Source organism: Pseudomonas aphyarum, assembly GCF_028657055.1.
Classification (GTDB): Bacteria; Pseudomonadota; Gammaproteobacteria; order Pseudomonadales; family Pseudomonadaceae; genus Aquipseudomonas; species Aquipseudomonas aphyarum.
This window is the reverse complement of sequence record NZ_JAMDGS010000010.1, coordinates 117,631-130,598: the sequence shown is the minus strand read 5'-3', so window position 1 is coordinate 130,598 and position 12,968 is coordinate 117,631. Positions and strand designations below refer to the sequence as shown.

Below are 12,968 nucleotides of genomic sequence, written 5' to 3'. Positions count from 1 at the left end.
CGCCCCATGAAAAAAACGCCACTCGCGTTATTGCTGACCCTCGGTTTGCTCAACACCCCGCTGTCGGCGTTCGCCGCGACCGCGCCTCTGGATCTGGTGGGGCCGGTGTCGGACTACAAGATCTACGTCACCGAACAGCTGGATGAACTGGCCAGCCACACCCAGCAATTCACCGACGCGGTGAAAAAAGGTGATCTGGCCACCGCGCAAAAGCTGTACGCGCCGACCCGCGTTTTTTATGAGTCGATCGAGCCGATTGCCGAGCTGTTCAGTGACCTCGACGCCTCCATCGACTCCCGCGTCGACGACCACGAGCAAGGCGTGAAAGCCGAAGACTTCACCGGTTTCCACCGCATCGAATACTCGCTGTTCTCGGAAAAGAGCACCAAGGATCTCGACGCTCTGGCGGACGGCCTGAACAAGGACGTGAAAGACCTGCAGACCCGCGTCGCCGGCCTGACCTTCCCGCCTGAGAAAGTCGTCGGCGGCGCCGCTGCGCTGCTCGAAGAAGTCGCCGCGACCAAGATCTCCGGTGAAGAAGACCGTTACAGCCACACCGACCTCTACGACTTCCAGGGCAACATCGACGGCGCGAAGAAAATCGTCGACCTGTTCCGTCCGCAGATCGAGAAACAGGACAAGGCCTTTGTTGCCAAAGTCGACAAGAACTTCGCCACCGTGGACAAGATCCTGGCCAAGTACAAGACCAAGGACGGTGGTTTCGAGACTTACGACAAGGTGAAGGACAACGACCGCAAGGCGCTGGTCGGCCCGGTCAATACCCTGGCTGAAGACCTGTCGACATTGCGTGGCAAACTCGGTCTGAACTGAGTCCGCGCATAAAAAAATCCCCCGGACGCGTGCTGCGTTCGGGGGATTTTTTGTGGGCCGGTTTTAGAGAATGCGATAGAGCAATCGCTCGACCCGCACCCGGCTCACGCGCTTGAGGAACTTGGCCACGCCCGCCGGGTAGTCCGGCAAGGCTTCCAGATCCTGGAAGCGAGCGATGCGCGTGGTGTGAACGAAGATGTTCTCCAGCTCCGCTCGACGCGGTACCAGCCACTCGCCTTTCGGATCATCGATCAGCAAGGCGTTTTCCAGATCGAGACGGAACGCCCGTGGGTTGAGGTTGTTGCCGGTCAGCAGCGTGTAGCGCTGGTCGATCCACATGCCCTTGAGGTGATAGCTGTTGTCGCCTTCACGCCACAGGTGCAGGTTCAACTGGCCGCTGTCGATGTTGCGCTGATGACGCTTGGCGAAACGGCGCAGGCTGATCTCGTAAAGATACGGCAGCGCGGCGATCACCTTGAACGGCTCGGTCGGCGGGATGTAGAAGTCGTTGGCGGTCTTGTCGCCGACCACGATGTCGATTTTCACGCCGCGCGCCAGCGCCCGGTTGATCTCGCGGATCACCCCCAGCGGCAGGTTGAAGTACGGCGTGCAGATGGTCAGTTGCTTCTGCGCGCTGGCGATCAGCTCCAGGATCACCCGGTTCAGCGGGTTGTTCTTGCCCACGCCGAGCAACGGACTCACCGACAGACCGGTATGCGCCGTGCTGCCGGCACTGGTGTCGTAAGCTGCATATTTGAGGCGGCTGCGCAGGTCGCCGATGTCGTTGCGCAGGCTGCGGGTGGTCGGCAGGTTCGGCAGGTCGAGGCGATGCACCGCTTTCGATTCGATCAGGCCGTGCTTGACCAGGTGGTGCATCGAGTCCGCCAGTTCGCGGCTTTGCAACACGTGATAACGGTCGAAACGGTATTTGTCGAATTTGTGCAGGTAGACGTTGTTCAGGCTCGCACCGCTGTAGACCACGCAATCGTCGATCACGAAACCCTTGAGGTGCAGCACGCCGAACAGCTCGCGGGTCTGCACCGGCACGCCGTAGACCGGCACCACGCTCTGGTGGGTGCGGGTCATTTCCTGATACCACGCCGAGTTGCCCGGCTGTTTGCCGGCGCCGATCAGGCCGCGCTGGGCCCGCAGCCAGTCGACGACCACCGCGATTTCAAGCTCGGGACGCTTGAGTTTGGCGGCGTGCAAGGCATCGAGGATTTCCTGGCCGGCTTCATCGTTTTGCAGATAAAGCGCGACGAGGTAGATGCGCTGGGTCGCCTGGGCGATTTTCTCCAGCAGGCAACGGCGGAAATCGGCGGCGCCGGGCAGGATCGTCACGGCCTCGGCGGTCAGCGGAAAGCTGCGCAGTTTGGGCAGCAGAGAGCGTTTGAAAAGCAACGGCATAGGGCTCGCAATGGGTCGAATCCGAAGAACCCGAGAGCTTACACCATCAACTCCTTCGGGTCTTGTGAGTGTCTGTAATGACTTCATCGCCAGCAGCCTGGTTTCCACGTGAATCGCATTTCAAATGTGGGAGCGAGCCTGCTCACGAAAGGCATTTCAAAATCAGCGCTTGACCAAGGAGAACGATCGTTCTACTGTTCGCCACATGAACGAAATCACAAGCAACGACACGACCCGAGACATCATTCTGGATGTCACCGAAAAGTTGATCTACAAGAGTGGCATCGCTGCCACCGGCATGGATCTTCTGGTGAAAACCGCCGGTGTTTCCAGAAAGAGTATCTACCGCTACTTCGCCAACAAGGAGGAGTTGACCGTCGCCGCCCTGCAACGCCGCGACGTGCGCTGGATGCACTGGTACAGAAGCGCCGTCGATCAGGCCGAAACCCCGGCCGACCGCCTGCTCAACCTGTTTACCGTGCTCAAGGGCTGGTTCGCCTCGGAAGGCTTCCGGGGCTGCGCCTTCATCAACACCAGCGGTGAGACCGGCGATCCCGAGGATCCGGTTCGCCAGGTCGCCAAAGACCACAAACAGAAACTGCTCGACTACGTGTGCGAGCTGTGTACCGAACATGGGGCCGAGGACCCGCAACTGTTAGCCAAGCAGCTGCTGATCCTGATTGACGGCGCCATTACCGTAGCGCTTGTGATGGGTGATCACAGTGCCGCCGATAATGCGCAATGCATGGCGCGAAAGTTATTGGACCTGTAACGCCTTAATAAGCCTGACAAGTTGTTTAACTGTTAATAGATCGGGAGACAAACATGTCTACTGCAGCCGAAATTCGTCCGCCATTGCCACCGTTCAACCGTGAATCGGCCATTGAAAAAGTTCGTCTGGCCGAGGATGGCTGGAACTCCCGCGACCCGCAGCGCGTGTCGCTGGCCTACACCCTGGACACCCAATGGCGTAACCGCGCCGAATTCGCCAACAACCGCGAAGAAGCCAAGGGTTTCCTGACCCGCAAATGGGCCAAGGAGCTGGATTACCGCCTGATCAAGGAACTCTGGGCCTATTCCGACACCCGCATCGCCGTGCGCTACGCCTATGAATGGCACGACGACTCGGGCAACTGGTTCCGCTCCTACGGCAACGAGAACTGGGAATTCGACGACAACGGCCTGATGTTCCAGCGTTATGCCTGCATCAACGACATGCCGATCAAGGAAAGCGAACGCAAGTTCCACTGGCCACTGGGCCGGCGCCCGGATGATCATCCGGGGCTGTCCGAGCTGGGTCTGTAATTCAACCGATCCCTCCTGCATAAAATGCAGGAGGGATTCTCAGGCAACTTCGGCAGTCGGGACCGATTGCGCTTTGGCTTCCAGCTCCCGTACCAACGGCAACACTCGCTTGCCGAAATACTCCACCTCTTCCTGAAAATGCAGGAAACCCGCCAAGACCAGATCAACCCCCACCGCTTTCAACGCCACAATCCGCTCAGCAATCTGCTGCGGCGTACCGATCAGGTTGGTCTTGAAGCCGTCGTTGTACTGCACCAGATCTTCAAAGGTCGATTTGGCCCAGTTACCCTCACCTTCCGGCGACGCCCTGCCCGCCTGTTTCGCCGCATCACCAAAAGCATTCACCGCTTCCGGGTCAGCCTGATCGATGATCTGCGCCAGCACCGCTTTGGCTTCTTCCTCGGTATCTCGGGCGATCACAAAAGCATTCACCCCGACCTTCACCGAATGATGGTTCGCCGCCGCTTTGGCGCGAATATCGTCGACCTGCGCCTTGATGCCCTCGACGCTGTTGCCGTTGGTGAAATACCAGTCCGACACCCGCGCCGCCATGTCCCGCGCGGCACGGGAGCTGCCGCCCTGAAAGATTTCCGGGCGACCCAGCGGCTTCGGTTTGAGGCTGTAGTTGTCGAAGCGATAGAAATCGCCACGGAAGGTGAAGTTGTCCTGACTCCAGATCCCTCGCAATGAACGGATGAACTCTTCCGAGCGACGATAGCGCTCGTCGTGTTCCAGCCAATGCTCGCCAATCGCCTGAAATTCACCCTTGAACCAACCGCTGACGATGTTCACCGCGATCCGGCCGTTGGTGAGTTGATCGATGGTCGCCAACTGTTTGGCCGCCAGCGCCGGTTGCCACGGACCGGGCAGAATGGCGGCGATGACTTTGAGTTTGCTGGTGGCAGCGAGCAACGCGTGGCTGAAGGCAACCGACTCATGCTGGAACTCGGCGCCGTAACCGGCGGTGAAGCGAATTTGCGTCAGGGCATATTCGAAACCCGCTGCCTCGGCCAGTTGCGCCAGTTTGCGGTTGTAGTCGATGCCCCAGTCGGTCCGTTGCTCGATCTTGCTGACCACCAGCCCACCGCTGACGTTCGGCACCCAGTAGGCAAATTTCACGGCTTGCTGACTCATTGGCGTGTCCTCGGGACAGTTGATGAAGGTGAGTGAGCCAGAGCAGCAAGCGTGCCAGCGGCGGGAGACCCGGTTTTATTGGGGTTTCAGGCGATAGGAGTGCATGGTCGGAGGGTGATTTGTTGGGTGTGTGTTGGGTGGGCAACAGTTGAGCCGTCGGTGGTCGCCTCTTATGGGTCGCCGCAACATTCGGAAATGAGTAACATGACTGCCCTCCCCGCAGCCCTGTTCTGCGCCCTGCCGAAATAAGCCGATTCCATGCCTTTCGAACTCAGCGTTGACCTCACCACCCTGGCCGTTCTGGCCCTTGTCGCTTTCATTGCCGGATTCATCGACGCCATCGCCGGCGGTGGCGGTCTGTTGACTACCCCGGCGCTGCTCACCGCCGGCCTGCCGCCGCACCTGGTGCTGGGCACCAACAAACTGAGTTCGACCTTCGGTTCGGCGACCGCCAGTTTCACGTTCTACCGACGCAAGCTGTTCCACCCCAAACAGTGGATGCACGCCATCGTCGGCACGCTGGTCGGTGCGCTGACCGGCGCCGTCGTCGCCCACTATCTGCCGGCCGAATGGCTGAACAAGATGCTGCCGGTGATCGTCTTCGCCTGCGGTCTGTACCTGTTGTTTGGCGGCACGCCGAAAGCGCCGCTGGACAGCGACGCACCGATCAAGAAGAAGTGGCAATCGACCCAAGGCTTCAGCCTCGGTTTCTACGACGGCGTGGCCGGCCCCGGCACTGGGGCGTTCTGGACGGTCAGCAGCCTGCTGCTCTACCCGATCGATCTGGTCAAGGCCAGCGGCGTGGCGCGCAGCATGAACTTCGTCAGCAACATTGCGGCGCTGTCGGTGTTCGTGTTTTCCGGGCAGGTGGACTGGATCATCGGCCTGAGCATGGGCCTGTCGGTGATGGTCGGCGCATTCTTCGGGGCGCGCACCGCGATCAGCGGCGGCGCCAAGTTCATTCGTCCGGTGTTCATCACCGTGGTGTTGGGGTTGACCGTGCGTCTAGCCTGGCAGCACTGGTTCAGCGTGGCCTAAGCGCCGCGCCACGTAGACGTCGATCAGGTAACGGGCAATCGATTTGGACGCCGGCAACGGCGGCAGATCGTGCACGTTGAACCACTGGGCGTCTTCGATCTCGTCTTCCTGACAGACAATCTCGCCACTGGCGTATTCGGCATGGAAGCCGAGCATCATCGAGTGCGGGAACGGCCAGCACTGGCTGCCCATGTACTGGATGTTCTTCACCTCGATCTGCACTTCCTCGCGCACTTCTCGGATCAGGCAATCCTCGGCCGACTCACCCGGTTCGGCAAACCCGGCCAGCGTGCTGTAGACCCCGGTGACGAAACGCGGTGAACGCGCCAGCAGCACTTCATCGCCACGGGTCACCAGCACGATCATGCTCGGCGAAATCCGCGGATAACTGCGCAGATCGCACGGCTGGCAATACATCGCCCGCTCCCGTGGCACCTGGGTCATGGCCTGACCGCAATTGCCGCAGAAACGGTGTTCGCGCGCCCAAGTGCCAATCTGTGCGGCGTAGCCCAGCACTTTGTAGATCGTGTGATCGCCGTCGAGCATGAACGCCCGCAGGCCTTTCCAGCTGCAACCCGGCACCTCGCTGGTGCTGCGCAGTTCCAGCAGATACACCGGTTCGCCATCGAGATGACCGATACCGTGCTCGGCAAGGATCGACAAGTCCTGGCGCTTGAGCCATTCCCGGGGGAACAGCGCGCCGTTGTCATCGAACAGGAAACCCTCGGGGCTGCGCGCCACGGCCCAGCCGCCGGGTTGATCGGTGTCCAGTACTGCAGTGGTCCAGCGAGATGTCATGGTTTCTCAATCCAGAAATTCGGGTTTCTGTTTGCTCATATGGGCGGCCATGGCCACGCGCAAATCGTTGGATTGCAGCATGGCGGCGTTCCAGGTGGCAACGTACTCGAGACCGTCGTCGATGCGATGGTCGCGCATGTAGCTGATCATTTCCTTGGTGCCGGTGATCGCGATCGGCGACTTGCCGGCGATGTCCCGGGCAATGTCCATCACACCTTCGATCAGACCGTCCTTGTCGCTGTAGACGCGGTTGACCAGGCCGATGCTGCGCGCCTCTTCGGCACCAAAGGTGCGACCGGTGTAAGCCAGCTCACGCAGCATGCCGTCACCGATGATCCGTGGCAACCGTTGCAGGGTGCCGACGTCGGCCGCCATGCCGATGTCGATTTCCTTGATCGAGAATTGCGCGTCTTCGGCGGCGTAGCGCATGTCGCAGGCGGCGATCAGATCGATGGCGCCGCCCAGGCAATAACCCTGGATCGCCGCAAGTACCGGTTTGCGGCAATTGTCCACGGCATTGAAGGATGCTTGCAGGGTCAGGATCTTTTTGCGCAGCAGGCGCGCATTGCGGCCGACGTCCTTGCCCAGTTCATTGGCCACGCCGGCCAGCATCATCAGGTCGATGCCCGAGGAAAAGTGTTTGCCGGCGCCGCTGAGCACCACCACCCGCACTTCGTCGGTGTCGTCGATCCACTGGAACACCTCGACGATTTCGCTCCAGAACGCGGCGTTCATCGAGTTGATCTTTTCCGGACGATTGATCTGCACATGGGCGATGTTGTCGGCCAGTTCGACGCTGAAGGCGGTGTATTGAGTCATGGCAGAAATCCTTTACCGGGCTGAAAATGAGGCCCGAACTATAACAAGGCATCAGCACGGCGGTTCGGCCAAAAGCGGGACTCTAGCCGTTCTTCACCGCGACGAAGGCCGCCGTCTCGTAAGGCACGGTCACCTCCTCCCTGCCCCGCAGCTGCGGCTCGCCGGCAATCAGCTCAGCAATCTGCTCGTCGATCTTCGCGCGCTGCTGGTCACTCAGCGCCGCAATGAAACTGGTAGAACGCACCCGGTTGAAGATCACATCTTCCGGCGAGCCGGTATGACCGTGTTGAAAGTGCTGAGCCTGCAACGGCCCGAACGCCGGATGGGGAAAGGCCTTGCGCCATTCGCCGGTGTAGAAGCGCGGCGTGTCGCCTTCCAGCGCATTCACGATGGCGTCCAGCTTGGGCACCCAGTCGATCCGGGTGTCGCGCAGGTTCCAGATCAAACCCAGTTTGCCGCCCGGTTTGAGCACCCGGGCGATTTCATCCAGCGCCTCGGTGCTGGCAAACCAGTGAAAGGCCTGTGCGCACACCACCGCGTCCACCGAGGCATCGGGCAGCGGCAAATCCGTCGCCGTACCGCTGACGGCCAACACTTGCGGCCAGGCCAGTGACAGTTTTTCCAGCATCTGCGCCACCGGTTCCACGGCAATTACCTGAGCGCCGGTCGCCACCAGCCGTCCGGTGAACTTGCCGGTGCCGGCGCCGAGGTCGATAACGGTCTTGTGGCCATCGAGGCCCAGTGTGCCCGTCAGCCAGTCGCTGACGGCCGGCGGATAGTCGGGCCGGCCTTTGACATAGGTGTCGGCAGCGGTCTTGTAGCCGCTGGCGGCCGAGTGGTGAACCTGATCTTTCATGGCCAAACTCCCATGGTAGAACTGCAGATCGACAACGAATGCTGACGAGCATAGCGCCGGAAAAAGGGCTTTCCTTTAACAAAGCCTGACAAAGCAATGAATAAATTTTCACCCTGCGGTGTTCAAAGTGAAACATGACCCCCTGTGGAGCCTTGCCCATGACTATCCGTTCCGTTATGTTCGCCGCCCCGTTGCTGGTGGCCGCCGTTTTCGCGAGCCCCCTCGCCTTCGCCAATGGCGATGAAGAGGCGCCCGTTCAGAAACCCAACTGCCCCAAAGGCCAGGTGTTCGACACCAAAACCCAGAAGTGCGTGATGCAGACCAGCCATCTGGTGCCCGACGCCGATCGGACCGATTACGCCTACCGTCTGGCCAAGGCCGGCCGTTATGAAGAAGCGCTGGCCCTGCTCGACACGCTGGAACAACCGAACACCGCCAAGGCCCTCAACTATCGCGGTTACGCGACGCGAAAACTGGGACGCACTGACGAAGGCATCGGCTATTACCTGCAATCGGTGAAACTCGATCCGCAGTACGCGCAAGTCCGCGAATACCTGGGCGAAGCTTATGTAATCAAGGGCCGCGTCGATCTGGCGCAGGAACAGTTGCAGCACATCCAGAAGATCTGCGGCACGACCTGCGAGGAATACCGGGACCTGGCCGAAGCCATCAACGATTCATCGAAAACCTGACACGACACGCGGAGGCGAACATTTTCAGCGATCAGGCCTTCAGAGCCGAACTCGGGCAACACCTGGCGCGCCTGTGGCGTTACGGCTTGCTGCTGTCGCGCAATCGGCACGTGGCCGAGGACCTGGTGCAAGCCACCTGCGTACGGGCGCTCGAGCGTTCGGGCCAGTACGTGGCCGGCACGCGCATGGACCGCTGGCTGCTGAGCATCCTTCATTCGATCTGGCTCAACGAAGTGCGCGCCCGCCGGGTGCGCCAGGGCCAGGGTGCGGCGGATGCCGAAAGTCAGCTGACCTTCGATGGCGAATACGCCGCGCAGACTCATGTGATGGCAGCGCAGGTGATTCGACGGGTCGATGCGCTGCCGGAAACCCAGCGTGAAACGGTTTATCTCGCTTACGTCGAGGGACTGTCCTACCGCGAAGTCGCCGATATCCTGCAAGTGCCGATCGGCACGGTCATGAGCCGCCTGGCCACCGCGCGCCTGAAACTGGCCGAATACCCACCGCTGCAAGCGGTACCGAACACCCCCGCAGGAGACCGGCAATGAATGCGCCTTCCGACGAGCAACTGGTGGCGTATCTGGACGATGAACTGGACCGCGAACAGCGCAGCCAGCTCGACAGCCTCATCGCCGACGATCCGCTGCTGAGTTTGCGGGTGCAATGGCTGAGTCGCAGCAACCTGCCGTTCAAAGCGGCCTACGACGAACTGGCGCAACAGGCGCCGCTTGACCGTTTGCAGGCCCGGCTCGATGCTGCGCCGTCACCGCAGAAACCCGGTTTCAGCCGACGCTGGTTCATCGGCGCAGCGGCAGCGGGCGTGGCGCTCGCAGGTGTCGCGGCGGACCGCTTGTTCCTGGCCTGGCAAGCCCAGCAATCGCATAACTGGCGTGAACTGGTGGGCGATTACATGGCGCTGTATGTGCCGCAGACCCTCGAACATCTGCCCACCGATGAAGCCTCGCACCTGGCGCAGTTGCGAACCGTCGATGCGCGGTTGGGCGTAAACCTGTCGCCGGCGAAACTGAAACTGCCCGGCGCACAATTCAAACGCGCGCAATTGCTCGAGTATGACGGCGTGCCCATCGCCCAGATGACCTGGCTCGACGCCACCCATGGCCCGCTGGCGCTGTGCGTCACGCGCACCAACAGCGGCAGCCAGCCACTGGCCCATGAACGTCGGCACGGGATGAACGTGGTGTACTGGACCGAGCGTGAACACGCCTGGATGCTGATCGGCCATCACCCGGCTTCCGAGCTGGAAGACATGGCGAAAATGTTTAAAACCCGGCTGAACGTTTAAAGAACTTTGTCACTATGCTGCTCGGGTGATTTTCCAAGAAGGATGGATTTATGCCGATTTCGCCACGCACAGCCCTGCTGGTCATCGACGTGCAGAACGACTTCATTCCCGGCGGCCAGTTGGCCGTGCCCGAAGGTGACCTGATCGTTCCGCTGATCAACCGGCTCGCCGGGCAGTTCAAGCAAGTGGTCATTGCCCAGGACTGGCACCCGGCCGGGCATGCTTCGTTTGCTTCCAGCCATCCCGGCCGTCAGCCGTACGACGTGATTCAACTGCCGTATGGCGAGCAGACGCTGTGGCCGGATCACTGCATTCAGGGTTCACGCGGTGCCGAGTTTCATTCGGGACTGGATTTGCCCCACGCGCAATTGGTCATCCGCAAGGGCTGCAACCCGGACATCGACAGCTATTCGGCGTTTCTCGAGGCGGATCGCGTCACGACCACGGGTCTGGCGGGTTATCTGAAGGAACGCGGGATCGATACGGTGTACATGGCCGGCCTGGCGCTGGATTTCTGTGTGATGTTCTCCGCGCTGGACGCGCGGGCGGCGGGATTCAATGCGTTTGTGGTGCTGGATGCGTGCCGGGCGATTGATTTGAATGGCTCGCTGGCGACGGCGTTCGAGCGGATGCAGGTCGCCGGGGTTGGATTGATCCAGTCGACTGAACTGCTCTGATAATCCCGGCTCCCACGCTGAGCGCTCAGTGTGGGAACGATCATCAGGTCGGAGTTGGCAGCCAGAGCCTGAACCGCGCCCCACCCAGCGGCGAGCTTTCCACCGTCAACGTCCCGCCCTGCGCTTCCAGCGCCCGCCGGCTGATCGCCAGTCCCAGGCCAAACCCGCCGGTCGCCCGATCGCGGCTGCGATCCAGTCGATAGAACGGCTCGAAAATCCGCTCCCGCTCATCTTCCGGAATGCCGATCCCGTCGTCATCCACCCAGATCTCACAGCCTTTCGGGCAGACCTGCACGCCGATCTGAATGCGTTTTTCGCAGTAGCGCATGGCGTTGCGCAACAGGTTCTGAATCGCACGGGCCGTCAGACGTGGGTCGAGGGAGAAGCGTTCCAGCTGGTTGTGCAGCAATACATCGATGACGATTTCCGGGGATTCCAGTTCTTCGTCGACGCTGCCCAGAATGCTGTCGATGAACTCGTCCAGCGACACTTCGACCTGCTCCGGCAACTTCGCCGGATTCTGCAGACGGCTGTAGGACAGCAACTCCAGCACCAGTTCATCGAGTTCACGAATGTGCGCGACCAGCCCCTGCAGGCGTTCGCGGCTGGCCTGCGGCAAGTCATCGGACAACGCCAGTGCCAGGCCGAAGTCCAGACGGGTCAGCGGCGTGCGCAGCTCGTGAGACACGGCGTTGAGCAGGTCCCGCTGCTGGTTGAGCAGGTTTTCGATATCGCCGGCCATGGTGTCGAACACATTGGCCAGACTGCCGATGTTGGAGCTCGGGCCAATCTGCGTTCGCTCGCTCAAATGGCCCTTGCCGAAACGTTCGGCCGTGCCCTTGAGGCGCTCCAGATCACGCCAGTGCGGACGAAACCAGAGCAACAGGCACGCCAGCAGACTCGCGCCGATCAGCACGTTGATGCTCCAGTACAACAGGTTCACGTCCATCGGATCCGGCGGCACGACCATCTGCACCGCCATTTCGTCGTTCAGCGGCGTGACCGCCAGCGTGCGCCAGCCCCAGTCGCCCACCCGGACCATGTTTTCGCCGCGCCGCAGACGTTCTTTCTCGATGTCGGTGAAGCCGGCGTCATCGATACGGGCGAGCACGATGTGCAGCGGCTGGAAATCCTTGTCCATCGATGCTGCCAGCGCCGGCCACTGATCCTGCGGCACCGCGCGAAACTGCTTGGTGATCAGCGATTGCAGGCCACGGGAATAGTCGAGGTTGTAGGTGACGAACCGCTGTTTGAACGCCATCACCACCAGATCCGGCACCAGATAGATCGCCGCACTGTAGGAAACGATCGTCACCAGGTAGAGGCGAAACAGGATCCTGAACATCGAATCAGCATTCCCACTCGGAACGGCTGAACAGATAACCCTTGCCCCACACGGTCTTGATTTTGCGCGCCTCGCCGGCGTGGTCGTCGAACTTGCGCCGCAGCTTGGAGATTGCCACGTCCACCGAGCGGTCGGTGCCGTTGAATTCGATGCCGCGCAGGCGTTGCAGGATCTGGTCGCGGCTCAGCACTTCGCCGGCATGACGGGCCAGCACCACCAGCAGGTTGTATTCGCCGCTGGACAGCTCGACCGGTTGCTCGCGCCAGGTCACCGTGCGTTCCGACAGGTCGATGCACAGGTTGCCCATCAGGATCCGGTCGTTGGCGGTCATCGGTTCGCCGAGGCTGCTGCGCCGCAGCAAGGTGCGCACCCGCGCCAGCAGGACGCGCGGCTCGCAGGGTTTGGTGACGTAATCGTCGGCGCCCATTTCCAGGCCCAGCACCTGATCGTGGCTGTCATCGCGGGCGGTGAGCATCAGGATCGGCAGCGTTGCCGAGTCGGCGCGCAGCAGGCGACAGACCTGCAAGCCATCCAGGCCCGGCAGCATCAGGTCGAGAATCACCAGATCCGGCGGATTGAGCCGCGCCCGCTCGCGCACATGGTCGCCACGGCCGATCACGCTGACGGAGTAACCGTTGCGTTCCAGATAGCTGGAAATCAGTTCGGCGAGGGCGGTGTCGTCTTCGACCAGAAGAATGTTGGGCATTGAGGTGATCCAGAACAGGCGGTGGCGACTGCTGTGTCGCAATAAATTTCAAGGCCT

The 12,968-nt window shown here is 61.1% G+C and carries 15 protein-coding genes; 8 read left to right on the top strand and 7 right to left on the bottom strand.

The features are described 5' to 3' along the window. Positions 1-6: 6 nt before the first annotated feature. Complete coding sequence (gene efeO / locus M5G18_RS14810) at positions 7-831, top strand: iron uptake system protein EfeO (protein ID WP_201818493.1); 825 nt, start codon at positions 7-9, stop codon at positions 829-831. Between the two features lie 63 nt (positions 832-894). On the opposite strand, the gene pssA is transcribed toward efeO, so the two are convergent. Then, a complete protein-coding gene (gene pssA / locus M5G18_RS14805) occupies positions 895-2,238 on the bottom strand; it encodes a CDP-diacylglycerol--serine O-phosphatidyltransferase (protein ID WP_273899555.1) in 1,344 nt (447 codons plus the stop codon). A gap of 205 nt (positions 2,239-2,443) precedes the next feature. On the opposite strand from pssA, the gene M5G18_RS14800 reads away from it, so the two are divergent. Continuing rightward, positions 2,444-3,010 (top strand): TetR/AcrR family transcriptional regulator, encoded by a 567-nt coding sequence (locus M5G18_RS14800; RefSeq protein WP_273899556.1) that lies wholly within the window; start codon positions 2,444-2,446, stop codon positions 3,008-3,010. A gap of 53 nt (positions 3,011-3,063) precedes the next feature. Then, entirely contained in the window at positions 3,064-3,543 is a 480-nt protein-coding gene (locus M5G18_RS14795; RefSeq protein ID WP_273899557.1) for a nuclear transport factor 2 family protein, read from the top strand. A gap of 39 nt (positions 3,544-3,582) precedes the next feature. Here M5G18_RS14795 and sfnG read toward each other — a convergent pair whose 3' ends face one another. Continuing rightward, positions 3,583-4,677, bottom strand: a complete 1,095-nt coding sequence (gene sfnG, locus M5G18_RS14790) for a dimethylsulfone monooxygenase SfnG (protein ID WP_273899558.1) — start codon at positions 4,675-4,677, stop codon at positions 3,583-3,585. Between the two features lie 258 nt (positions 4,678-4,935). Between sfnG and M5G18_RS14785 the strand changes: the two genes are divergently transcribed. Beyond that, positions 4,936-5,715 carry a TSUP family transporter gene (locus M5G18_RS14785; RefSeq protein ID WP_207982832.1) on the top strand — a complete coding sequence of 260 codons (780 nt, stop codon included), beginning with the start codon at positions 4,936-4,938 and terminating at the stop codon, positions 5,713-5,715. Here the strand turns inward: M5G18_RS14785 and nudC are convergent. The 3 genes from nudC to M5G18_RS14770 form a co-directional block, all read right to left on the bottom strand. Continuing rightward, complete coding sequence (nudC, locus tag M5G18_RS14780) at positions 5,683-6,513, bottom strand: NAD(+) diphosphatase (protein WP_273899559.1); 831 nt, start codon at positions 6,511-6,513, stop codon at positions 5,683-5,685. The two genes, M5G18_RS14785 and nudC, sit on opposite strands and share 33 nt — an antisense overlap. Positions 6,514-6,519: 6 nt before the next feature. Beyond that, on the bottom strand, positions 6,520-7,332 hold the full coding sequence (locus M5G18_RS14775; protein WP_273899560.1) for a crotonase/enoyl-CoA hydratase family protein: 813 nt from the start codon (positions 7,330-7,332) through the stop codon (positions 6,520-6,522). 82 nt (positions 7,333-7,414) lie between these two features. After that, the gene (locus tag M5G18_RS14770) at positions 7,415-8,188 is read right to left on the bottom strand and encodes a class I SAM-dependent methyltransferase (RefSeq protein ID WP_273899561.1); all 774 of its coding nucleotides are present in this window, start codon (positions 8,186-8,188) and stop codon (positions 7,415-7,417) included. Positions 8,189-8,346: 158 nt separating this feature from the next. Between M5G18_RS14770 and M5G18_RS14765 the strand changes: the two genes are divergently transcribed. From M5G18_RS14765 to pncA, 4 genes are all read left to right on the top strand, one after another. Beyond that, entirely contained in the window at positions 8,347-8,880 is a 534-nt protein-coding gene (locus M5G18_RS14765; RefSeq protein WP_007951256.1) for a tetratricopeptide repeat protein, read from the top strand. A 62-nt stretch (positions 8,881-8,942) separates the two neighbouring features. Continuing rightward, complete coding sequence (locus tag M5G18_RS14760) at positions 8,943-9,428, top strand: sigma-70 family RNA polymerase sigma factor (RefSeq protein WP_420793317.1); 486 nt, start codon at positions 8,943-8,945, stop codon at positions 9,426-9,428. Further along, positions 9,425-10,183, top strand: a complete 759-nt coding sequence (locus M5G18_RS14755) for an anti-sigma factor family protein (protein WP_273899562.1) — start codon at positions 9,425-9,427, stop codon at positions 10,181-10,183. The genes M5G18_RS14760 and M5G18_RS14755 overlap by 4 nt, the downstream gene beginning before the upstream one ends. Positions 10,184-10,233: 50 nt before the next feature. After that, positions 10,234-10,860: a bifunctional nicotinamidase/pyrazinamidase gene (gene pncA / locus M5G18_RS14750; protein ID WP_273899563.1), complete on the top strand. Its 627-nt coding sequence runs from the start codon at positions 10,234-10,236 to the stop codon at positions 10,858-10,860. Between the two features lie 43 nt (positions 10,861-10,903). Here the strand turns inward: pncA and M5G18_RS14745 are convergent, their stop codons facing one another. Then, entirely contained in the window at positions 10,904-12,205 is a 1,302-nt protein-coding gene (locus M5G18_RS14745) for an ATP-binding protein (RefSeq protein WP_273899564.1), read from the bottom strand. 4 nt (positions 12,206-12,209) lie between these two features. After that, entirely contained in the window at positions 12,210-12,911 is a 702-nt protein-coding gene (locus M5G18_RS14740; protein ID WP_007960391.1) for a response regulator, read from the bottom strand. Between the last annotated feature and the right edge of the window lie 57 nt (positions 12,912-12,968).

Excerpts from the sequence above, each read along its gene's own strand:
- efeO (WP_201818493.1), top strand. The coding sequence starts at position 7 with ATGAAAAAAACGCCACTCGCGTTATTGCTGACCCTCGGTTTGCTCAAC.
- pssA (WP_273899555.1), bottom strand. The coding sequence starts at position 2,238 with ATGCCGTTGCTTTTCAAACGCTCTCTGCTGCCCAAACTGCGCAGCTTT.
- M5G18_RS14800 (WP_273899556.1), top strand. The coding sequence starts at position 2,444 with ATGAACGAAATCACAAGCAACGACACGACCCGAGACATCATTCTGGAT.
- M5G18_RS14795 (WP_273899557.1), top strand. The coding sequence starts at position 3,064 with ATGTCTACTGCAGCCGAAATTCGTCCGCCATTGCCACCGTTCAACCGT.
- sfnG (WP_273899558.1), bottom strand. The coding sequence starts at position 4,677 with ATGAGTCAGCAAGCCGTGAAATTTGCCTACTGGGTGCCGAACGTCAGC.
- M5G18_RS14785 (WP_207982832.1), top strand. The coding sequence starts at position 4,936 with ATGCCTTTCGAACTCAGCGTTGACCTCACCACCCTGGCCGTTCTGGCC.
- nudC (WP_273899559.1), bottom strand. The coding sequence starts at position 6,513 with ATGACATCTCGCTGGACCACTGCAGTACTGGACACCGATCAACCCGGC.
- M5G18_RS14775 (WP_273899560.1), bottom strand. The coding sequence starts at position 7,332 with ATGACTCAATACACCGCCTTCAGCGTCGAACTGGCCGACAACATCGCC.
- M5G18_RS14770 (WP_273899561.1), bottom strand. The coding sequence starts at position 8,188 with ATGAAAGATCAGGTTCACCACTCGGCCGCCAGCGGCTACAAGACCGCT.
- M5G18_RS14765 (WP_007951256.1), top strand. The coding sequence starts at position 8,347 with ATGACTATCCGTTCCGTTATGTTCGCCGCCCCGTTGCTGGTGGCCGCC.
- M5G18_RS14755 (WP_273899562.1), top strand. The coding sequence starts at position 9,425 with ATGAATGCGCCTTCCGACGAGCAACTGGTGGCGTATCTGGACGATGAA.
- pncA (WP_273899563.1), top strand. The coding sequence starts at position 10,234 with ATGCCGATTTCGCCACGCACAGCCCTGCTGGTCATCGACGTGCAGAAC.
- M5G18_RS14745 (WP_273899564.1), bottom strand. The coding sequence starts at position 12,205 with ATGTTCAGGATCCTGTTTCGCCTCTACCTGGTGACGATCGTTTCCTAC.
- M5G18_RS14740 (WP_007960391.1), bottom strand. The coding sequence starts at position 12,911 with ATGCCCAACATTCTTCTGGTCGAAGACGACACCGCCCTCGCCGAACTG.